General features: G+C 46.1%; 21 protein-coding genes and 1 tRNA gene. 11 read left to right on the top strand and 11 right to left on the bottom strand.

Going from position 1 to position 20,249, the window contains the following annotated elements:
• From ACQEXR_RS18220 to lolB, 6 genes are all read right to left on the bottom strand, one after another.
• Positions 1 to 74: transfer RNA gene (locus tag ACQEXR_RS18220), tRNA-Met, on the bottom strand.
• Between the two features lie 268 nt (positions 75 to 342).
• Positions 343 to 1,434, bottom strand: coding sequence for a redox-regulated ATPase YchF (gene ychF, locus ACQEXR_RS18215; RefSeq protein WP_269376226.1), 1,092 nt, complete (start codon positions 1,432 to 1,434; stop codon positions 343 to 345).
• A gap of 10 nt (positions 1,435 to 1,444) precedes the next feature.
• The gene (pth, locus tag ACQEXR_RS18210) at positions 1,445 to 2,035 is read right to left on the bottom strand and encodes an aminoacyl-tRNA hydrolase (protein WP_138973102.1); all 591 of its coding nucleotides are present in this window, start codon (positions 2,033 to 2,035) and stop codon (positions 1,445 to 1,447) included.
• A gap of 140 nt (positions 2,036 to 2,175) precedes the next feature.
• Positions 2,176 to 3,120: a ribose-phosphate pyrophosphokinase gene (locus ACQEXR_RS18205; RefSeq protein WP_138973101.1), complete on the bottom strand. Its 945-nt coding sequence runs from the start codon at positions 3,118 to 3,120 to the stop codon at positions 2,176 to 2,178.
• 29 nt (positions 3,121 to 3,149) lie between these two features.
• Positions 3,150 to 4,022 carry a 4-(cytidine 5'-diphospho)-2-C-methyl-D-erythritol kinase gene (ispE, locus tag ACQEXR_RS18200; protein WP_426953239.1) on the bottom strand — a complete coding sequence of 291 codons (873 nt, stop codon included), beginning with the start codon at positions 4,020 to 4,022 and terminating at the stop codon, positions 3,150 to 3,152.
• On the bottom strand, positions 4,019 to 4,633 hold the full coding sequence (gene lolB / locus ACQEXR_RS18195) for a lipoprotein insertase outer membrane protein LolB (RefSeq protein WP_331418102.1): 615 nt from the start codon (positions 4,631 to 4,633) through the stop codon (positions 4,019 to 4,021). The genes ispE and lolB overlap by 4 nt, the downstream gene beginning before the upstream one ends.
• Before the next feature lie 160 nt (positions 4,634 to 4,793).
• On the opposite strand from lolB, the gene hemA reads away from it, so the two are divergent.
• The 8 genes from hemA to ybaK all read left to right on the top strand — a co-directional run bounded on the left by hemA (position 4,794) and on the right by ybaK (position 12,798).
• Complete coding sequence (gene hemA, locus ACQEXR_RS18190) at positions 4,794 to 6,050, top strand: glutamyl-tRNA reductase (protein ID WP_427020875.1); 1,257 nt, start codon at positions 4,794 to 4,796, stop codon at positions 6,048 to 6,050.
• A 47-nt stretch (positions 6,051 to 6,097) separates the two neighbouring features.
• Entirely contained in the window at positions 6,098 to 7,186 is a 1,089-nt protein-coding gene (gene prfA, locus ACQEXR_RS18185) for a peptide chain release factor 1 (protein WP_426953237.1), read from the top strand.
• Between the two features lie 4 nt (positions 7,187 to 7,190).
• Positions 7,191 to 8,051, top strand: a complete 861-nt coding sequence (gene prmC / locus ACQEXR_RS18180) for a peptide chain release factor N(5)-glutamine methyltransferase (protein WP_138973096.1) — start codon at positions 7,191 to 7,193, stop codon at positions 8,049 to 8,051.
• Between the two features lie 12 nt (positions 8,052 to 8,063).
• Complete coding sequence (locus ACQEXR_RS18175; protein ID WP_269376219.1) at positions 8,064 to 8,447, top strand: SirB2 family protein; 384 nt, start codon at positions 8,064 to 8,066, stop codon at positions 8,445 to 8,447.
• Between the two features lie 35 nt (positions 8,448 to 8,482).
• Positions 8,483 to 9,292 carry a SirB1 family protein gene (locus ACQEXR_RS18170; protein WP_331418124.1) on the top strand — a complete coding sequence of 270 codons (810 nt, stop codon included), beginning with the start codon at positions 8,483 to 8,485 and terminating at the stop codon, positions 9,290 to 9,292.
• A gap of 45 nt (positions 9,293 to 9,337) precedes the next feature.
• Entirely contained in the window at positions 9,338 to 10,189 is an 852-nt protein-coding gene (gene kdsA, locus ACQEXR_RS18165) for a 3-deoxy-8-phosphooctulonate synthase (protein ID WP_269376217.1), read from the top strand.
• Positions 10,190 to 10,575: 386 nt separating this feature from the next.
• Positions 10,576 to 12,237, top strand: a complete 1,662-nt coding sequence (gene ushA, locus ACQEXR_RS18160; protein ID WP_331418107.1) for a bifunctional UDP-sugar hydrolase/5'-nucleotidase UshA — start codon at positions 10,576 to 10,578, stop codon at positions 12,235 to 12,237.
• A gap of 87 nt (positions 12,238 to 12,324) precedes the next feature.
• Positions 12,325 to 12,798, top strand: a complete 474-nt coding sequence (gene ybaK / locus ACQEXR_RS18155) for a Cys-tRNA(Pro) deacylase (RefSeq protein WP_269376215.1) — start codon at positions 12,325 to 12,327, stop codon at positions 12,796 to 12,798.
• 151 nt (positions 12,799 to 12,949) lie between these two features.
• Here ybaK and ACQEXR_RS18150 read toward each other — a convergent pair whose 3' ends face one another.
• The gene (locus tag ACQEXR_RS18150) at positions 12,950 to 14,194 is read right to left on the bottom strand and encodes a uracil-xanthine permease family protein (protein WP_269376214.1); all 1,245 of its coding nucleotides are present in this window, start codon (positions 14,192 to 14,194) and stop codon (positions 12,950 to 12,952) included.
• A 261-nt stretch (positions 14,195 to 14,455) separates the two neighbouring features.
• Between ACQEXR_RS18150 and ACQEXR_RS18145 the strand changes: the two genes are divergently transcribed.
• Positions 14,456 to 15,733: a DUF2066 domain-containing protein gene (locus tag ACQEXR_RS18145; protein WP_426953235.1), complete on the top strand. Its 1,278-nt coding sequence runs from the start codon at positions 14,456 to 14,458 to the stop codon at positions 15,731 to 15,733.
• Positions 15,734 to 15,774: 41 nt separating this feature from the next.
• Here ACQEXR_RS18145 and ACQEXR_RS18140 read toward each other — a convergent pair whose 3' ends face one another.
• Genes ACQEXR_RS18140 through ACQEXR_RS18125 form a run of 4 tightly spaced genes read right to left on the bottom strand, consistent with a single transcriptional unit; the run spans position 15,775 to position 18,592 of the window.
• Positions 15,775 to 16,203, bottom strand: a complete 429-nt coding sequence (locus ACQEXR_RS18140; protein ID WP_269376212.1) for a DUF2069 domain-containing protein — start codon at positions 16,201 to 16,203, stop codon at positions 15,775 to 15,777.
• A gap of 2 nt (positions 16,204 to 16,205) precedes the next feature.
• Positions 16,206 to 16,778, bottom strand: coding sequence for an NAD(P)H:quinone oxidoreductase (gene wrbA, locus ACQEXR_RS18135; RefSeq protein WP_427020874.1), 573 nt, complete (start codon positions 16,776 to 16,778; stop codon positions 16,206 to 16,208).
• Positions 16,775 to 17,119: an arsenate reductase (glutaredoxin) gene (gene arsC / locus ACQEXR_RS18130; protein WP_331418110.1), complete on the bottom strand. Its 345-nt coding sequence runs from the start codon at positions 17,117 to 17,119 to the stop codon at positions 16,775 to 16,777. Before arsC ends, wrbA begins: the two co-directional genes overlap by 4 nt.
• A gap of 18 nt (positions 17,120 to 17,137) precedes the next feature.
• A complete protein-coding gene (locus ACQEXR_RS18125) occupies positions 17,138 to 18,592 on the bottom strand; it encodes a M48 family metalloprotease (RefSeq protein ID WP_426953234.1) in 1,455 nt (484 codons plus the stop codon).
• Between the two features lie 235 nt (positions 18,593 to 18,827).
• Between ACQEXR_RS18125 and ACQEXR_RS18120 the strand changes: the two genes are divergently transcribed.
• Positions 18,828 to 19,055 carry a sulfurtransferase TusA family protein gene (locus ACQEXR_RS18120; protein ID WP_138973084.1) on the top strand — a complete coding sequence of 76 codons (228 nt, stop codon included), beginning with the start codon at positions 18,828 to 18,830 and terminating at the stop codon, positions 19,053 to 19,055.
• On the top strand, positions 19,056 to 20,120 hold the full coding sequence (locus ACQEXR_RS18115) for an AI-2E family transporter (protein ID WP_138973083.1): 1,065 nt from the start codon (positions 19,056 to 19,058) through the stop codon (positions 20,118 to 20,120).
• The last annotated feature ends 129 nt before the right edge of the window (positions 20,121 to 20,249 follow it).

Raw genomic sequence — 20,249 nt, 5'->3', positions numbered from 1 at the left:
TGGCTACGACGGGATTCGAACCTGTGACCCCATCATTATGAGTGATGTGCTCTAACCAGCTGAGCTACGTAGCCATACCATGTTTCGTTCTTTTCGACTCGTTACCTTATCGTCGGGAACGGCGCGCATTATGCGAAGTTGAGGCAAAGTCGTCAATAGTTTTTTTGAATAAATCCCTAGAAATCAACTGTTCGGTTTCTTTTTAAACAAAGAGGCGTGTTAATGATCGAAAACTGATAACAAAATGACATTAGATTGTGGGTTTTATTTATTTCTGCAGGTTGCGGCAGTAAAAAAGCCAGCAATTGTGCTGGCTTTTAAAGTCAAAGACTTGGATGGAAATTAAACGTTGAAACGGAAGTGAACAACGTCGCCATCTTTAACGATGTATTCTTTACCTTCCAAACGCCATTTACCTGCGTCTTTCGCGCCACTTTCGCCATTGAACTGGATGAAGTCATCATAACCAACAACTTCGGCACGAATGAAACCTTTTTCAAAATCAGTGTGGATCTTACCTGCGGCTTGAGGCGCAGTTGCACCTACAGGGATAGTCCAGGCACGAACTTCTTTAACACCCGCAGTGAAGTAAGTATGAAGAGTCAGTAGTTCGTAACCTGAACGGATCACGCGGTTAAGACCTGGTTCTTCAATGCCCATATCTGCAAGGAACTCTTCACGGTCTTCGTCTTCAAGCTCAGAAAGCTCAGACTCAATTGCCGCACACACAGCAACTACTGCGTTGTTCTCTTTTTCTGCGTATTCACGAACAGCATCTAGATACGGGTTGTTCTCAAAACCATCTTCATTCACGTTGGCGATGTACATGGTTGGTTTTAGAGTCAGGAAGTTTAGGTAACCAACAGCCGCTAGTTCTTCTTTTGACAACTCAACTGTACGTGCCATACCGCCTTCAGACAGTACAGGTAGTAGCTTTTCAAGAACAGTCAGTTCGAATTTTGCGTCTTTATCGCCGCCTTTAGCTTTCTTAGCATTACGTTGAATTGCGCGTTCACATGAATCTAAGTCTGCCATTGCAAGCTCTAAGTTGATCACTTCGATATCTTCGATTGGTGATACTTTGCCAGCAACGTGAACGATGTTTTCGTTTTCAAAACAGCGCACAACGTGACCAATCGCGTCAGTTTCACGGATGTTTGCTAGGAATTTGTTTCCTAGACCTTCGCCGCGAGAGGCACCCGCTACAAGGCCTGCGATATCAACAAATTCCATTGTTGTCGGCAGTACTCTTTGTGGGTTAACGATCTTTGCTAGTGCATCTAGACGTAGATCTGGCACAGGTACAACACCTGTGTTTGGCTCGATGGTACAGAACGGAAAGTTAGCCGCTTCGATGCCAGCTTTAGTGAGTGCGTTGAACAGTGTTGATTTACCAACGTTTGGTAGGCCAACGATGCCACATTTAAAACCCATGATAGTAACCTTATTCAGCTTTGAACGTGTGTAAACGGTTTTGTGCTTTTGAAAGGCCATCCTTAATCAGAATGTCCAGACAGCGAACAGATTCATCTGCCGCTGCATCAAGAAGCTCTTGTTCTTTTGCCGGTGCTTTGCCTAATACATAGCCGGCAACTTTGTCTTTATGTCCAGGATGACCAATACCGATCCTTAGACGATAGAAATCTTTGCAGTTCCCAAGTCTGCTGATGGTATCGCGTAGGCCGTTGTGACCACCGTGACCACCGCCTTTCTTAAATTTAGCGACGCCTGGAGGTAAATCCAATTCATCGTGTGCGACCATGATCTCTTCAGGTTTAATTTGGTAGAATTTCGCTACCGCAGCAATTGATTTACCTGAAAGGTTCATAAAAGTCGTTGGGATGAGTAAGCGGAGATCCTGACCGTTAACCATAATACGCCCACTAAGGCCAAAAAACTTAGCTTCATTTTTCAGCGTCACGTTATGAATACGTGCGAGCTCTTCTACTACCCACGCACCCGCATTGTGACGAGTTTTAGCGTATTCAGGCCCCGGATTGGCAAGGCCGACAAGAAGTTTGATAGGTTGACTCAAGGCTAGGATCTCTCTTGGAATCTCAAAAAGCGCAGTATCATAGCATATAAATCTGCCGACGGGCGAGATGAGGATATAGGGGAATAAAAAAACACCCCCCAGAGCGGGGTGCTTTTAAAACTGATTAATCGAAGGTTCGATTAGTTGAACATGGCTGAGATTGACTCTTCATTGCTGATGCGACGAATCGCTTCAGCTAGCATGCGAGAAAGGCTTAGTGTTGTTACCTTGCCAGTTGCTTCCATCTCTTTAGACATAGTAATAGAGTCAGTTACGATAACTTGGTCTAGTACTGAGTTGCCAATGTTGTGTGCAGCGTTACCAGAGAATACAGCATGCGTTGCGTAAGCGAATACACGCTTAGCACCGCGCTCTTTAAGCGCTTCAGCTGCTTTACATAGTGTGCCACCTGTATCGATCATGTCGTCAACGATAACACAGTCACGACCTTCAACATCACCGATTAGGTTCATTACTTCTGATACGTTAGCGCGAGGGCGACGCTTATCAACGATAGCGATATCGATATCGCCAAGCGCTTTAGCGGTTGCACGTGCACGAACAACACCACCTAGGTCTGGAGAAACCACAACTGGGTTTTCTAGGCCACGTGCTTGCATATCTTCAAGAAGAACTGGAGTACCGAAGATGTTGTCTACAGGTACATCGAAGAAGCCTTGAATTTGCTCTGCGTGAAGGTCAATCGTAAGAACGCGGTCAACACCAACGTTAGAAAGGAAATCTGCAACAACTTTAGCAGTGATTGGCACACGAGCAGAACGTACACGACGGTCTTGGCGAGCGTAACCAAAGTAAGGGATAACTGCTGTAATACGGCCCGCTGAAGCGCGGCGCATTGCATCAATCATCACTACAAGTTCCATTAGGTTGTCGTTAGTTGGTGCACAAGTCGATTGAATGATGAAAACATCACTACCACGAACGTTTTCGTTAATTTGAACAGCGACTTCGCCATCAGAAAAACGAGAAACAGTTGCATCACCAAGAGAGATGTATAGACGATCAGCAATACGTTGGGCTAGTTCAGGTGTAGCGTTACCAGCAAATAGCTTCATATCAGGCACGGTGGAAACCTCAGGGTTGCGTCCAGTTTTTAAATAGATTGTTTGTGGGCTAAGCGATACTTAGCCAGCGTCTCGTGCAAAGGAGAAAGATTCTTGCCTTTAGCAATAAAAGTAGAGACGGTGTCTGGGAGTTTAGCAAGAACAGCTTCTGCCTCATTTTTGCTCGAAAACTCGGCAAAAACGCATGATCCTGTCCCTGTAAGTCGCGACGGCGCGTATTGTAGCAGCCATGAAAGTTGCTTATCAACCTCTTGGTACAGCATTCGAACAATTTTTTCGCAATCGTTTCCGTAATGGCTGTCAAGAAGTGTTGCCAGCTCACGTTTTGGTGTGTTTCTTGTCAGTTGCGGATGAGTGAAAATGTCGACTGTCGCAATCGATACATTTGGCCTTACCACTAAGTACCATTTTTCTTCTGGTTCTGCCTTGGTCAGTCGCTCACCGACACCTTCTGCAAACGCGGCAAACCCGCGAGTAAAGACTGGCACATCGGCACCGAGCTTCAGTCCAATTTCAGCAAGTTCATCATCAGATAAGTTGGTTTGCCACAAAAAGTTCAGCGCCACTAACGTGCTGGCTGCGTTCGATGAACCACCACCGATACCACCGCCCATAGGCAGCACTTTGTTCAGCTCAATATGAGCTCCATAGCGACAGCCTGACTTTAATTGTAAGGCTGTTGCAGCTTTCCAGATCAAGTTGTCATGCAGAGGTACGCCCGGGATCTCTGGTGAGAGGGTGATTTCACCAGAGTCATTGGCGGTAATGGTTAGATCGTCGCCATGATCGAGAAACTGAAACAGGGTTTGCAGTTCATGGTAACCGTTGTCACGACGACCAGTGATATAAAGAAATAGGTTAAGCTTTGCCGGAGAAGGCCAATGAGTGGTTTCCGTGATCATTCGCTGAGGTTCCAGTTGGAAATAAACAGGTTAATAGAGATATTGCCCTGTGTGAGTTTGATTTTTTTCGGCAGCGGTAACGCCGTTCCCCCGTATTGGACATCCTGATACGTGAGATAGTCGAGTTGCCAAGTTTGTAGACCCACTTGTTTGGTTAGGCGGGCGAGAGTATTGGTTTCACTTAATTGATAATCGTCAGCTTGAGTGGGGCGACCCAGCATCCAGTCATTGAGCTGTTCGACCGGGATATTTAAGCCAGTCAAGCGTTGAATCAGTGCTTGAGATGTCGGAGCTGAATAGCGTTGGTCATCATAGGTCTCAACGGTAGCGCCTTGCGGAGTGGCTTTTAGGTTGAGAGCGGTTTGACCAAGAAAAGTGGTTAACCTCAATTGGGTCAAATCGGCGGAGTATGACCATTGGAAATTGAGTGATTGTCTTTGTTCGGGAGAAATATAGCCCAGTTTGCCCGTAGATTGATAAGCGTCGATTGATGCCAATCTTTGCTGATGAGTTTGCCACTCTACGTTCGTTGTGCTCTCTATGGTGGCACAGCCATTAAGCAAAAATAAGCCTGCAAGTAGAATAACAAGAGAGCGAAAATGTTTCGTCATTGCTGATTATTTATCCAGTTTTGCCCAAAGTTAGGCCTCACTATATCACTGAAATCACGAACTCAAGAAAACATATCCTTATTCCCCTTTCAATAAACGGGGGCATCAAGTAAAATTCCGACCTTATTTGTCCATATCTGAATCAGAGAATCCAAGATACATGTCTTTGCTTGCTATAGGTATCAACCACAATACGGCCTCAGTCGAACTGCGTGAAAAAGTCGCTTTTGGTCCGGATAAGTTACCTGAAGCATTACAACAGCTTGGCCATAACCCTGCTGTGAATGGCAGCGTCATCATTTCTACCTGTAATCGCACCGAAATCTATTGCGATGTAAAAGGTGGTGGTAAAAGCAAGATTATCGATTGGTTGTCGCAATTCCATCAGGTTAGCCCTGAAGATCTAAAACCCAGTCTCTACATCCATGAGGAACAAGCCGCAATACGTCATTTAATGCGAGTTTCGTGCGGGTTGGATTCACTGGTGTTGGGTGAACCTCAGATATTGGGTCAAGTTAAGCAAGCGTATTCAGATTCGCGTGACAACAAAGCGGTTGATTCGTCGATGGAAAAATTATTCCAGAAGGCTTTTTCGGTAGCGAAACGCGTGAGGAGTGAAACGGATATCGGTGGCAATGCCGTTTCCGTCGCATATGCAGCTTGTACACTTGCGAAACATATTTTTGAATCGTTAGAAAAGTCGACAGTGTTGTTGGTTGGTGCGGGTGAGACCATCGAGTTGGTCGCTAAGCATCTTGCTGGCAATGGCTGTACTAAGATGATTGTTGCTAACCGAACCAAAGAGCGCGCATTGTCGTTGGCTGAGCAGTTTGGGGCAGAGATTATTGGCTTGCCTGAGATTCCCGAACATCTATCACGAGCAGATATCGTGATCAGTTCTACCGCGAGCCCTTTGCCTATCATAGGTAAAGGTATGGTAGAAAGCGCGTTAAAATCTCGCCGTTTCCAACCCATGCTTTTGGTTGATATTGCCGTGCCACGTGATATTGAGTCACAAGTGGGTGATTTGAATGACGCCTACCTGTACACAGTAGATGATTTGCAGTCTATTGTTGATAGTAATATTGAACAACGCAAGATTGAAGCGATTCAAGCGGAAGCGATCGTCAGTGAAGAAAGCGCGGCGTTTATGTCATGGATGCGCTCTCTTCAGGCTGTAGACAGTATTCGAGAATATCGTCAAACCGCCAATGAAATTCGTGAAGAGCTCCTGAGCAAAAGCCTACAGTCTCTTGCGGCGGGTACTGATGCTGAGAAAGTCTTGCTTGAACTCAGCAACAAACTGACGAACAGATTAATTCATGCGCCTACTCGCGCCTTACAAAGTGCCGCAGAGAAGGGTGAGCCTGCACGGCTTGCTACCATTAGACAAAGTTTAGGTCTAGAGAACTCGTAATCATTACGAGTGTCAGACTTCATTAAACCCCCGAGTTAAAGAAAACTATGAAAGCCTCTATTTTAACTAAGTTAGAAACACTGGTTGAGCGTTACGAAGAAGTTCAACATCTTTTGGGCGATCCTGATGTGATCGGTAACCAAGATAAATTCCGTGCGTTGTCAAAAGAGTACTCTCAACTAGAGGAAGTCACTAAGTGTTTCCAAGCTTATCAGCAAGCTCAAGAAGATCTCGTTGCTGCTGAAGAGATGGCGAATGAAGACGACGAAGAGATGCGCGAAATGGCGCAGGAAGAGATTAAAGAAGCGAAAAAGGCGATTGAACGTCTGAGTGATGAGCTACAGATCCTTCTTCTTCCTAAAGATCCAAACGACGATCGTAACTGTTTCTTAGAAATCCGCGCTGGTGCGGGTGGCGATGAAGCGGGTATTTTCGCTGGTGACCTTTTCCGTATGTACAGCAAGTTTGCAGAGAAAAAAGGCTGGCGTGTTGAAGTTATGTCTTCAAACGAAGCGGAGCATGGCGGTTACAAAGAGATGATCGCTAGAGTGTCTGGTGATGGTGCATATGGGGTACTAAAGTTTGAGTCGGGCGGTCACCGTGTTCAACGTGTTCCTGCAACAGAATCGCAAGGTCGTGTACATACTTCGGCATGTACCGTTGCCGTCATGGCTGAAGTTCCAGAAGCTGAAATTCCAGAAATTAAAGCGGCGGATCTGAAAATCGATACTTTCCGTGCATCGGGCGCGGGTGGTCAGCACGTTAACACCACGGACTCAGCAATCCGTATCACTCACTTACCAACAGGTACAGTGGTTGAGTGTCAGGACGAGCGTTCTCAGCACAAGAATAAAGCGAAAGCAATGGCCGTTCTGGCTGCACGTATTATTCAGGCTGAAGAAGCAAAACGTGCCGCAGAAGTTTCTGATACGCGCCGTAACCTACTAGGTTCAGGTGACCGTAGTGACCGTATTCGTACCTACAACTACCCACAAGGTCGTGTTTCAGACCACCGTATCAACCTGACTATCTACCGTCTCAATGAAGTGATGGAAGGCGATCTTGCAAGTCTGATTGATCCTGTTATTCAGGAACACCAAGCAGACCAACTTGCTGCACTGGCTGAGAGCAACTAATTCCATGTCGGCTGATAACAGTGTTGAAAGCACACTAAAAAAGGCCGTCCAGCAACTTCAAGAGAGTGGCAGTGATTCGCCCTCTCTTGATGCCGCGGTACTTCTTTGCCACGCTCTCGACAAACCGCGCTCCTTCTTACTTACATGGCCGGATAAAATCTTATCCTCGTCAGAACTGACGGCGTTTCAAGTCTTGCTGGGACGTAGGCTTGCGGGTGAACCAGTCGCGTACATTGTGGGTGAACGTGAGTTTTGGTCATTGCCACTAAAGGTCTCGCCAAGTACTTTAATCCCAAGACCGGATACTGAACGACTGGTTGAAATTGCACTGGATAAAGCCTCAAATCATCAAGGTGATATCTTGGACTTAGGGACGGGAACCGGAGCTATAGCGCTTGCACTTGCCTCTGAACTGCCTAAGCGACAAGTGTGGGGCGTCGATTTAAAACCAGAGGCTCAGCAATTGGCTCAATCAAATGCTGATGCGCTCAACATATCTAACACGCGCTTTATGGCCGGTAGCTGGTTTGATCCGATTCCGACTGGTACAGAGTTTGCTTTGATTGTGTCCAACCCACCTTATATCGAGAAAGAAGACCCACATCTGACTCAAGGAGATGTGCGTTTCGAACCACTCAGTGCGCTGGTGGCTGAAGAGAAAGGGTTGGCCGATATCAAGCACATTGCAACTAAAGCGCGTGACTACCTAGCCGAACAAGGTTGGCTGATGTTTGAACATGGTTTCGAACAAGGCGAGGCTGTACGGGAATTACTAATATCACTTGGCTACGACCAAGTGGCTACCTACAAGGACTATGGTGACAACGATCGAGTAACGATCGGTCAGTTCTCATCAGTGAAGTAAGAGAGATTATCAATGTACGAAGGTTTAAAGCATTTCCATCTGTTAACGATTGTTATTAGTGCGACGCTTCTGTCGGTTCGATTTGCGATGATGATGGCGAATTCAAACCTGTTAGAGAAGAAGTTCTTTAAGGTATTTCCACACATCAACGACACCTGTTTACTGCTATCAGGTATCGGCCTGATTATGATCACGGGCTTTATCCCGTTTACACCTGAATCTGCTTGGCTGACAGAAAAAATTACGTGTGTACTCGCTTACATCGCACTGGGCTTTTTTGCTCTAAAACTCGGTAAAAACAAGTTGCTAAGAACATTTTCATTCTTCGGTGCTTTAGGTTGGTTAGCGATGGCTGGCAAAGTCGCGGTAACTAAAACACCTCTGTTCTTTGGTTAATGGTTATTTAGGTTGATATAGTTATGACAACCGATATGTTTGAATTGTTTGATGAAGACTTTGATGCGATGGAGCTGGTTGAAGGCGCATTAGTACTCAATGAAGCGATCAATCCTCAGACTGATGTTCAGTGGTCGAAAGCAGAGCTCAATCGTTTGGTGCAAGAAGCCGAAATTGCACTTGTCCATGAATTTGATGACAAGCAGCGTTTTGACGCCTTGTTGCGACTCTTCTACTATCAGTGGGAGTTTCGCGGCGATAGAGAGAGCTATTTTCATTCAGACAATGGCTTTATCGATAAAGTCCTGCAAAGTCGTAAAGGAATTCCAGTTAGCCTGGGGGCGATTTTGCTGTACCTTGCGAGAAAGCTGGGTTTTCCTTTAGTAGGGGTCACTTTCCCGACTCAGTTCCTACTCAAATTAGAGTGGTATAACGAAAAGCCGTTATACGTTAATCCGTTTAATGGCGAGTATGTTTCTGAACACACCTTGGGTGCTTGGCTTATTGGTCACAAAGGACCATTGGCGAAGCTAGAGACAAAACATTTAAAAGAGACTGACAACCCAACGATTATTGGCCGCTGGTTAGCCTTGCTGAAAAGTGCTCTGTTGCGCGAAGAGCGCTATACTCTGGCATTGAAGTGTACCGATCTAGCGCTGACATTCGCGCCCGATGATCCCTATGAGATTCGCGATCGTGGCTTTATATATCAGCAGCTTGACTGCCATCAAATCGCGTTGAATGACTATCAGTATTTTATCGACCAGTGCCCTGATGATCCGGGGGCTGAATTGTTGAAGAATCAAGTTTACGCCATGAGTGAAACTCAGGTGACCTTACATTAAGTCCAATGTTTAGCCGTTGGCAGATATCGAAATAGAGAGAATAAAATGGAACAGAAAATTGTTCACGTAGGTGACATTCCAGTAGCAAACGACAAGCCGTTTACGCTGTTTGCAGGCATGAACGTTCTTGAGTCACGCGATCTAGCGATGCAGATTTGTGAACACTACGTAAAGGTAACTGAGAAATTAGGCATTCCATACGTATTCAAAGCATCATTCGATAAAGCAAATCGCAGCTCGGTACACTCATACCGTGGTCCTGGTCTTGAAGAAGGGATGAAAATCTTCCAAGAGTTGAAAGACACTTTTGGCGTTAAGATCATTACTGATGTTCATACTGAAGCACAAGCTCAGCCTGTTGCGGATGTGGTTGACGTTATCCAGTTGCCAGCGTTTCTTGCACGTCAGACCGACCTAGTTGAAGCGATGGCGAAAACAGGTGCGGTCATCAACGTTAAGAAACCACAATTTATGAGCCCAGGTCAGGTAGGTAACATCGTTGAAAAGTTTGCAGAGTGTGGCAACAACAATGTCATTCTATGTGAGCGCGGCTCTTGCCACGGTTACGACAACCTTGTGGTTGATATGCTAGGTTTCGGAGTGATGAAACAGGCATCAAATGGTAGCCCAATCATCTTTGATGTGACTCACTCATTGCAGATGCGTGACCCTTCTGGTGCTGCATCAGGCGGTCGTCGTGAACAAACGGTCGAACTGGCTAAAGCAGGTCTGGCGACAGGTATCGCAGGTCTGTTTATCGAAGCACACCCGAATCCAGAAAAAGCGCGTTGTGATGGTCCGTCGGCACTGCCACTCGACAAGCTAGAACCTTTCCTTGCTCAGATGAAAGCATTGGATGACCTAATCAAAGGTTTTGAGCACATCGATATTAAATAAGTCGATGAAGTTTTTTGTAAAGGCTGGTTGTTGAACCAGCCTTTTTTTATCTCAAAAGCATAGGATTATTGATCATGTTTTCACTATGTGTTGAGTAAACGCTAACCGTCACACCATTGCAAGCACGGGGCTTATCTCACAGACAAACGATTGCTTGTGATCATTTGATAAATCAAATGCAACTTTGATGATTTGTTACACATTCGATAGCGGATTATGGTGATCTATCCTACATAAATATGAAATCAGGCTGTCAGGTAAGTGTGGTTAATTTAAACTAGTTCAAGTTTTACTGCTCTTTCAGCACTTTAATCTTCAAGTCTGTCTATTCATACAGAGCAGTAATAAAAAGCAGTGGAAACCCAAAAAGTTCAAAAGGTATGACAATGAAGCAAGGCCTGATCGTAAAAAGCGCAATTAGCGCAGCAATTCTGGCAACTCTAGCTGGTTGTGCAACAGCACCACAACACGAGTGGGAAGCAGATAAAACGTATAAGCTGACAGTTCTTCACACGAATGACCACCACGGTCGTTTCTGGCAGAACAAATATGGTGAGTACGGTATGGCTGCTCGTAAGACTCTTATTGACGAACTTCGCGCTGAAATCGCAGCTGAAGGCGGTAGCTCGCTACTTCTATCTGGTGGTGATATTAACACGGGTGTGCCAGAGTCTGATCTACAAGATGCGGAACCAGATTTCAAAGGTATGAGCAAAATTGGTTACGATGCTATGGCACTAGGTAACCACGAGTTCGATAACCCATTAGAGGTGCTATTCAAGCAGAAAGAGTGGGCGAATTTCCCAATGCTTTCAGCGAACATCTACGACAAAAAGACTGGCGAACGTATGTTCCAGGCTTACCAGATGTTCAACAAGCAAGGCATCAAGATTGCTGTTATTGGTCTAACTACTGAAGACACTGCAAAAATCGGTAACCCAGAATTTATTGGTGGCATCGATTTCCGCGATCCAAAAGAAGAAGCGAAGAAACTGATCGCTGAACTTGAGAAAACTGAGAAACCAGATCTGATCTTCGCTGTTACTCACATGGGTCACTATGAAGATGGCAAACGTGGCGTAAACGCACCGGGTGACGTTGCGCTAGCTCGCTACCTAGACGAAGGTTCTCTAGACATGATCGTTGGTGGTCACTCGCAAGAGCCAGTATGTATGGAAGCGCCAAACGTTGTGAAGAAAAACTTCAAACCTTCTGACGAATGTAAGCCAGACATGCAAAACGGTACTTACATTGTTCAGGCTCACGAGTGGGGTAAATACGTAGGTCGTGCTGATTACGAATTCCGTAACGGTGAGCTTCAAATGGTGAGCTACGATCTAATCCCAGTTAACCTGAAGAAGAAAGTTGAAATTGACGGTAAGAAAGAACGCGTCTTTATCGAAGATGAAATCGCGCAAGATCAAGCGCTTCTTGATTTCCTACGTCCATACCAAGAGCAAGGCCAAGCTCAGCTAAACGTTAAGATCGCTGAGACAAACGGTAAGCTTGAAGGTGACCGTAACGTAGTTCGCTTCCAGCAAACTAACCTAGGTCGTCTCATTGCAACTGCTCACATGGAGCGTGCTAAAGCGGACTTCGCAGTGATGAACTCTGGTGGTGTTCGTGACTCAATCGAAGCAGGCGACGTGACTTACAAAGATGTACTCACTGTACAGCCATTTGCTAACATCCTGACTTACACTGATATGTCTGGTCAAGAAGTGCTGGACTACCTAAACGTAGTAGCAACTAAACCTGTGGATTCTGGTGCTTACGCTCAGTTCGCTGGCATCTCAATGACAGTGGCGAACGGTGAAGTTTCTAACGTATTCATCGGTGGTAAACAGCTTCGTCTCGACGAAACTTACCGCTTCACAGTACCAAGCTACAACGCAGCTGGTGGTGATGGTTACCCTAAAGTAAGTGATCATCCAGGTTACGTAAACACAGGTTTCGTTGACGCTGAAGTGCTAAAAGAGTACCTACAAGCAAATAGCCCTGTAGACGTAAACAAATACGCACCTTCAGGTGAGATTGTTTATAAGTAAGTTGACGACAACGGATTATTATCTTTAATCTAAAGCGCCACTCTTCGGAGTGGCGCTTTTTGTTTCTATACCAGAACAGGAGGGAGTATGACTCCTGCAATCAATCTCGCGAAAAAGAAAAAGGTGGCTCACACCATTCATCAATATGAACATGACCCTCGAGCTGATAGCTACGGCCTTGAGGCTGCGGAAGTGCTAGGCCAAGACCCAGCCAAAGTTTTTAAGACACTACTATTTAGTCTCAACGGTGAAGCTAAGAATTTGGCTGTAGCAATTATCCCTGTCGATCAAAAACTTAATCTAAAGTTGGCAGCCAAAGCGGCGAAAGCGAAAAAAGCAGATATGGCCGATCCAGACATTGCTCAGAAAACGACTGGCTATGTGGTGGGGGGGATCAGTCCGTTGGGGCAAAAGAAAGCTCTACCAACGTTTATTCATGTTAGTGCTGAAGAGCAAGAGACCATGTGTGTCAGTGCTGGTAAGCGCGGCTTGGAAATAGAGTTGGCTCCCCGTGATTTGGCGATGCTGACTCGTGCTCAGTTTGTTGAGTTATGTATTTAGTAAGTTGGTCGTGAGGCGAAGGTCTGCCGTTGTGACTGCAAAAATGGCCGGCAGCTCTTGTGCTGACAGGATAAAATAATCGTCCATCTAAATAAAAGGGTTGGCGCAAAACGCCAACCCTCTCAATTTCTTTAACTCTCGACTCTTGAGTCTATTTCACTTCTTCTTCCATCTGGGCGTTATCCACAACATGGTTTTCGCCAAGATCTTTTGGTAGCAATAGGTTAAGAAGAATCGCAACGATACCACATAGGCTCACACCCTGAAGGCTAAATTCGCCAACACCGAAAGCCATACCGCCAATACCAAACACTAAAGTGATGGCGACGATGACTAGGTTACGTGATTTATGTAGGTCAACATTGTTTTTGATTAGTGTATTCAAGCCGACAGTAGCAATTGAGCCAAACAGCAGAATCATGATGCCGCCCATTACTGGCATAGGGATAGTTTGTAGAACCGCGCCCAACTTACCAACCAATGCCAAAACGATCGCTGCAATTGCAGCCCAAGTCATTATCACTGGATTGAATGCTTTAGTTAGCATGACGGCGCCAGTGACTTCTGAGTAGGTTGTATTTGGTGGAGCGCCAACCATAGAGGCGGCAATCGTCGCAATACCGTCACCAGTAATTGTACGGTGTAGACCTGGTTTCTTGACGTAGTTTTTACCAGTCACATTTGAGATTGCTAGCATGTCACCCACGTGTTCTACCGCAGGGGCAATGGCAACAGGAATCATAAATAGGATAGCGTTAATGTTGAACTCAGGGAAAGTGAAGTTAGGTAGTGCGAACCAAGCTGCCTGATGAACAGGAGTAAAGTCAACAATACCGTAGCCGAGACTCAAACAGTAACCTACAACGATACCGCCTAAGATAGGAGTCAGCTTTAAAAAGCCTTTAGCGAAAACGCTTAGAGCGATAGTTGTAAGGAGTGAAGCCACAGAGATAACCAGTGAAGCGTTCGCATCAATCACTTGAGCACCGTCCACTTTACCTAGTGCCATATTCACTGCTACAGGCGCTAGACCAAGGCCAATAACCATGATCACAGGACCGACAACAACGGGTGGTAAAAGCTTATGGATGATTTCAACACCACGAACTTTAATCAAAGCACCCATCGCTACATACACACAGCCAGCAGCCATTAGGCCACCCATGGTTGCTGGAACGCCCCATGCTTGAACACCGTAAAGAATAGGTGCAATAAAAGCAAAAGAAGAGGCTAAGAAAATAGGAACGCTACGGCGAGTAATCATTTGGAAAAGTAGGGTACCGACACCGGCACCGAACAGTGCGACACTTGGATCTAAGCCCGTCAGTAGTGGTACGAGAACCAGAGCACCAAACGCGACGAAGAGCATTTGAACGCCTTGAATGGCATTTTTCATGTTGTCATTCCTTTAAGTAGCGAAGCGACGAGTAATCTAAATCACTCGACAAAAATAAAATTCGCGGGATTTTAGCATTATGCCAAACGTTTGCAATCTGAACTCGATCAAATATTTTGCGAATTACTGATAGATGGCCACTATGTATTCAAACGAGAAAGTCGAGTTTGACGACGATATCCTAGACCTTTAGTTGCTCCGACCCCGATAGTTGCTTATCATCGACCTTTAACGTGTAAAAAAACTGATGTTAGGAAGTGTATGCGCCAATTAGCTTTGCTCGTTTTGGGAATGATGGCTTCACCAGCGATGGCTCTGACCAATGTTGACCTATACCGTACTGAAGTTGTTCTAGACCAAACGGTTGAGAATGCCGATGCTCAAGCTCGTGCAGAAGGTATGAAAGAGGTGATTGTAAAAGCCTCGGGTGATCGTGAAGCGATTTCCAATCCTGTCGTTCAAAAAGCACTACAGCAAAGTGCCCAATATCTAGCCCAACTGAGCTATGGTCAGGCGAATGGTGAACAAACATTGCGTATGGGCTTTAGTGCTCCGCATATTCGTTCTTTACTAAGTCAGGCTCAGTTACCGATTTGGCCAGCAGCGCGCGCGAACTTATTAGTGTGGTTGGTTGAAGAAGGGCCGGCCGATAGAAACATTATTTGGGAACACTCTAGCTCTACAGTACTTACTCAAATGCAGGCTCAAGCCGAGAAACGAGGCTTACCGCTAACGGTGCCTGTCGGTGATTTTGACGATATCACAGGTGTTGCTGTTTCAGATCTGTGGGGTGGATTCATTCAGCCAGTCGGTCAAGCCAGTCAGCGCTACCCAGTCGATGCGGTGTTGGTAGTTCGAGCTCAAGGTAACAGTGTTCGTTGGACCTTATACGATCAAAAACCTGCAAGTATTGGCGTGACGCGCCAAGCTCCGTTGTCCGGCTCAAATAACGGCTCGGATGCGGCTGACAAAATGATCAACCAAATCAGTGACTACTACGCGAAGAAGAGTGCCGTGGTGGTTGCAAGTGAGTCATCACAAGCAATTAAAGTACGTTTTACAGAACTAAATGATGCGGTTGGCTTCTTCACACTAGAGAACCAGCTCAAGAAGCTTAGCTCGGTGGCGTCCATTGATATCTTGAAAATTCAGGGCAACCAAGTGACCTTCAATGTTCATCTGCTTTCGACTGAGCAAGAGTTTGAACAGGAAGTCCGCCGTCTTGGTGATCTCGTTCAACGTGAAAGCGTGACGGATATGCCGCAAGTATTGACACCACAAGCACCACCAGTGGATAGCGAATTCGGGGCAGATTCAGCGACTCAAAGTAGCGACTCTGTCGTTCAAACTGAATCCGTTGTATCGCCTGAGGCTCAAGTGACCCCAGAGCCAGAAGTGATTGCGACAGAGATGATTCTAGTCTTTGAATGGCAGGGTAAGCCTTATCAGTACGTTGCGCCTGTCCCAGAGACTGAGCCGGGCCTTGATGCTGAAGGGGATAAAACGGTCAACGACGGCAGTGCCACTGTTATTCAATAGTAGCAAGAAAGGGTCTGATTATTCAGACCCTTTTTTTATTTCTATTTATCTGCCTCAAATCGGGCTTTTTCTTCTTTTTCGACTTTAGATAAGCGCTTCAATTTCATCCCTAGCTCTTTACCTCTTGTACGGGCATAAAGAATGTTGCCAAAGAATGCAATGGTAGTCAGAAGTAACTCGACCACCGCCAGCCAACGTTCCCCATCATCGATATAGAGAATGGTAAAACCATGCAGGAAGTAGAGCATAAGAACAAAGTTGGCCCAAGCATGCGTGTATGGCTTACCGGCCAAAATGCCGGGAAGGGGAAGCAAGAGTGGGATTGCCCAAGCTATCGCCAATGTTGTACTGCCAATATGAGGATGGGGTGACAAAGAGAGCTGCCACAGTGCGATCCATGCCAACAGTGCGAGATTGCCAAACAAGGCCAACAGACGATACAGCTTTGTTGTGGGTTGCATCTCTTGCATATTTAATGGTCCTTCATTTTTAAAGCGGTTTGCGCGAGGCGCTTGCCAAGTTGTTGAGAGAGTTCTATTTCATCGTCACTGAGTGTCGAGTTAGAAGTGCTCACCGACGTAGCCCCATAGGGAGTGCCACCTGACTGTGTAGAATGAAGCTTAGGCTCAGAATAGGGAATGCCTAAGATCATCATGCCGTGGTGAAGCAAAGGTAGCATCATGCTTTGCAGCGTTGTCTCCTGACCGCCATGCATGCTGGAGGAGGAAGTAAATACGCAAGCTGGTTTATCGATGAGATCCCCAGATACCCACAAAGGCGTGGTCTTATCCCAAAAGTGTTTAAGCGGAGCCGCCATATTGCCAAACCAAACTGGACTTCCCATCGCCAAACCGTCGCACTGTTTAAGCTCATTCAGGGTGATGGTTGGATCGGCGGGATCAGAGTACGAAGATTCCAGCTCATCAACGGTTCTTAGTACCGCTTCACACTGTGGGATGGATTCCACCCCACGTGCTATTTGTCGCGCAATCGCTCGTGTTGAGCCGTGGCGACTGTAATAGAGAATAACGATTTGGCAGCTCATAGAATATCGAGAACTTGCTCCGGTGGGCGGCCATGTTTCGCTTTGCCATTCGCAACCACAATTGGACGCTCAATCAGTTTCGGATTTTCGGTCATCGCTTTGAATAAGGTCTCATCGTCTGCTGACTTGAGATCAAGCTCTTTATAGATGTCTTCTTTCGTGCGCATCATGTCACGGACGTCTGTGAGTTCAAGCTGAGACATCAGTGTCTTCAGTTGGTCAACACTTGGTGGTGTTTCTAGGTAAGTGACAATCTCTGGCTGAAGACCACGCTCTTCCAACAAAGCAAGAGTCTGACGGCTTTTTGAGCAACGAGGGTTGTGATAAATCACGACTGACATAGAGTAATCTCCATTTAATTATTGTAGTGCTAAGAAACGGTCACGCTGAACCATTAGCTGGTCGATTCGAGCATCGTATCTTGCTTGTTTTAAACTGCCAAGCTCTGCGAGTTGACTAGCTTGTGTATAGTATTGGATAGCTTTGTTCCAGTTCGCTTTCAAAGCGAGAATCTCTGCGCGCGCAGCGAGATCCTCATCGCTGAACCCTAAGTGGATGCTTGCTTCCGATAATAGGTGCCAACCATTCACATCATTTGGATTGTCATGGGTATAGCGTTGCAGAACTTTTACCGCTTCAGCATTTTTGTCTTGTTTAAGCAGTGCATTCGCGTAGTTAATAGAAATCACCGCATTGTTGGGAGCGGCTTGCAACGCTTTCAACAGCATGGCTTCGGCTTTGTCGGCTTTGCCCTGAGCAATATAGAGATCTGACATCGCATCAAGGTAGAAGCGATTGTTCGGTTGCTGTTCAAACAGCTTATGAAGGATCGTACTCGCTTGATCCAGCTCCTTGTTATCAAGGTGCACTAACGCTTTGCCGTACTGAAACGCGACCTGAACACTTGGAGCGGCCTTTTTTTCTACACGATTAAACCAATCTTGTGCAGCCTTCGCATCGATACCAGCGTAGCGGGCAACAATTCGCGCACGAGCGAGATGGTAGTCCAATGATGGATCGACTCTTGTGGCGGGATAATTTTGAGCACGAGCTCGGGTATCGGTAATACGATCTTCTGGCAGTGGGTGGGTGAGTAGCATCGGCGGTGGTTTACTCGCGTAACGATACTCTTCTGCTAGACGCCCAAAGAAACGCGGCATGGCGTTGACATCAAAGCCTGCTTTCGAAAGGGTATTGATACCAAAGCGGTCAGCTTCTTTTTCGTTGCTACGGGTATAGTTTATTTGGCCTTGAATACTACCAGCGGTTGTCGCGGTTATCGCAGCGATGCCTGCTTCTGGTGCTGCAATAGCCAGTAAAAGTGAACCGGCAAGAGCGGCCATTGTTGCAGGAGAGCGTCTTGCTTGCTCCTCCATGCTTCGTGCTAAGTGCCGCTGAGTAACGTGCGCAATCTCGTGAGCAACTACCGAGGCAAGTTCACTTTCGCTCTGAGCATGAAGAAACAACCCAGAGTGTAGCGCGACGTAACCACCAAAAAACGCGAAGGCGTTGATGTTACGATCACGAATCATAAAAAAGGTAAACGGGGTTTTCACGTCAGAGGCATTGGCGACCAAGCGATGTCCCAAACTGTCGATGTACTCGTTGAGCACGGGGTCATTAACGATCGGTTTACTGTTGCGTAGCATACGCATATAGGCGTCACCATACTGCATTTCTTGGGCAATGGTGAGCGTGCTGCTTGCGGTAGTGCCAATATCCGGAAGGTCAAGGTTGTTGGCCAGTGCAGGAGCAGGAGCGATTAAAGCGGCTGCAACAGACAAGCAGGCCAATGAACGCATACGTTTAAACATATATTAAAGATGATACCCCGTTGATTTATAAATCACTAAGTGGTTTATTTTAGTCAGTTGACTATACGCTTGGACACTCGAAAAGTAAGATGGTTTCTCAGTCACGTCAGAGAACAGTGCTAAGGTTCCTACTTCGTCGTTTGGCCGCTGTGAGCTGATCATTACTATTTGCACTGACGGTTGGAAAAAAACACTATACAATATCTAACCGTAATATTAAGCATCGGGCGAGAGAATGGAACCTAATATTTTGGATTTACGCCAAGAGCGGTGCCCCATGGCGCTTTTACTTGCGAAGCGTCACACTAAAGGGCTGAATCCCGGTGACAACGTTCAAATTCTGATCAGTGATAGCAGTTCAATGAATGATATTACCCGTTTTCTTAAAAAACATTTGTTTCAATTGAATTGTGAACAAATGAATGGTTATTACTCTATGCAAGTGACTAAGGAATTGTATTGAATGTTTGAAATGGTGAGTCGTTGGTATAAACGACGTTTTTCTGATCCACATGCAGTGAGTCTTGTAGCAATTCTTCTATTTGGCTTCATTACCATTTATTTCTTTGGCAACCTTATTGCGCCTTTGCTTGTTGCGATTGTCTTGGCTTACTTACTTGAGTGGCCTGTGGTGCAAATGTCGCGTTTAGGTATTCCGAGGACACTTGCGGTGATCTTGGTGATTTTGGGTTTTACCAGCTTAATGCTCGTCGCGATTTTTGGTCTGGTTCCAACGATCTGGCAGCAGGTAGGCAACTTAATTAACGACATTCCGACCATGTATGTTGGATTACAAGGCTTCATTGCCGAAATCCCACAACGATACCCAGAGCTGGATAGCTTCCAGATTGTAGAGTCAGTGGTTACCAACGCAAAGAATCAAGTGATTGGTATGGGTGAAAGCGTTGTTAAAGGTTCTTTGGCTTCTCTTGTCAGTCTTGCGACCTTAGGGGTCTATCTTATCCTAGTGCCGCTGTTGGTTTTCTTCTTACTTAAAGATAAAGAGGAAATGATTGAGATGGCGAGTGGTGTTTTGCCGCGCAATCGCCGCTTGGCGACCAAAGTGTGGCACGAGATGAATGAGCAGATCTCAAACTACATTCGCGGTAAGGTAATGGAAATCCTAATCGTCGGCAGTGTCAGCTATATCACTTTTGCACTACTGGATCTGCGTTATTCAGTATTGCTGGCTGTGGCTGTCGGCTTCTCGGTACTTATACCTTATATCGGTGCTGCGGCAGTGACTGTGCCTGTCGCGATAGTCGGCCTTTTCCAATGGGGATTAACGCCTCAGTTCTACTGGTTACTTGTGGCATACGGCATTATTCAGGCACTAGATGGCAACGTGCTGGTTCCTGTGCTTTTTTCTGAAGCGGTCAACCTGCATCCTGTCGCGATTATCGTCGCGGTTTTAGTGTTTGGTGGACTATGGGGGTTCTGGGGGGTCTTTTTTGCCATCCCGCTGGCGACTCTGGTTAAAGCTGTATGGAATGCATTGCCAAGCCACGATGAAGAAATACCCGTATAAATAAAGATTTAGTGAAATCGGTTACATAAAAAGCCCCGAAGAAAATGTTCTCGGGGCTAATTATATGGTCCGCCTCACTCTCAAGCCCTACGCTTAGAGTAGGCTATCAGAACGAGGTGAACCATATGT

This window comes from Vibrio sp. TRT 2004 (assembly GCF_050113735.1).
GTDB lineage: Bacteria > Pseudomonadota > Gammaproteobacteria > Enterobacterales > Vibrionaceae > Vibrio.
The sequence above is the reverse complement of the archived record's forward strand: the minus strand, read 5'-3'. Positions and strand labels throughout refer to the sequence as shown.

Bases quoted from the DNA above. Each gene is read 5' to 3' on its own strand.
- ACQEXR_RS18125 (WP_426953234.1), bottom strand. From the start codon at position 18,592: ATGTTTAAACGTATGCGTTCATTGGCCTGCTTGTCTGTTGCAGCCGCT.
- ispE (WP_426953239.1), bottom strand. From the start codon at position 4,022: ATGATCACGGAAACCACTCATTGGCCTTCTCCGGCAAAGCTTAACCTA.
- arsC (WP_331418110.1), bottom strand. From the start codon at position 17,119: ATGTCAGTCGTGATTTATCACAACCCTCGTTGCTCAAAAAGCCGTCAG.
- ACQEXR_RS18120 (WP_138973084.1), top strand. From the start codon at position 18,828: ATGGAACCTAATATTTTGGATTTACGCCAAGAGCGGTGCCCCATGGCG.
- wrbA (WP_427020874.1), bottom strand. From the start codon at position 16,778: ATGAGCTGCCAAATCGTTATTCTCTATTACAGTCGCCACGGCTCAACA.
- ACQEXR_RS18140 (WP_269376212.1), bottom strand. From the start codon at position 16,203: ATGCAAGAGATGCAACCCACAACAAAGCTGTATCGTCTGTTGGCCTTG.
- ACQEXR_RS18170 (WP_331418124.1), top strand. From the start codon at position 8,483: ATGTTTGAATTGTTTGATGAAGACTTTGATGCGATGGAGCTGGTTGAA.
- hemA (WP_427020875.1), top strand. From the start codon at position 4,794: ATGTCTTTGCTTGCTATAGGTATCAACCACAATACGGCCTCAGTCGAA.
- ybaK (WP_269376215.1), top strand. From the start codon at position 12,325: ATGACTCCTGCAATCAATCTCGCGAAAAAGAAAAAGGTGGCTCACACC.
- ACQEXR_RS18150 (WP_269376214.1), bottom strand. From the start codon at position 14,194: ATGAAAAATGCCATTCAAGGCGTTCAAATGCTCTTCGTCGCGTTTGGT.
- prfA (WP_426953237.1), top strand. From the start codon at position 6,098: ATGAAAGCCTCTATTTTAACTAAGTTAGAAACACTGGTTGAGCGTTAC.
- prmC (WP_138973096.1), top strand. From the start codon at position 7,191: ATGTCGGCTGATAACAGTGTTGAAAGCACACTAAAAAAGGCCGTCCAG.
- lolB (WP_331418102.1), bottom strand. From the start codon at position 4,633: ATGACGAAACATTTTCGCTCTCTTGTTATTCTACTTGCAGGCTTATTT.
- ACQEXR_RS18115 (WP_138973083.1), top strand. From the start codon at position 19,056: ATGTTTGAAATGGTGAGTCGTTGGTATAAACGACGTTTTTCTGATCCA.
- ACQEXR_RS18175 (WP_269376219.1), top strand. From the start codon at position 8,064: ATGTACGAAGGTTTAAAGCATTTCCATCTGTTAACGATTGTTATTAGT.
- kdsA (WP_269376217.1), top strand. From the start codon at position 9,338: ATGGAACAGAAAATTGTTCACGTAGGTGACATTCCAGTAGCAAACGAC.
- ychF (WP_269376226.1), bottom strand. From the start codon at position 1,434: ATGGGTTTTAAATGTGGCATCGTTGGCCTACCAAACGTTGGTAAATCA.
- ACQEXR_RS18145 (WP_426953235.1), top strand. From the start codon at position 14,456: ATGCGCCAATTAGCTTTGCTCGTTTTGGGAATGATGGCTTCACCAGCG.
- ushA (WP_331418107.1), top strand. From the start codon at position 10,576: ATGAAGCAAGGCCTGATCGTAAAAAGCGCAATTAGCGCAGCAATTCTG.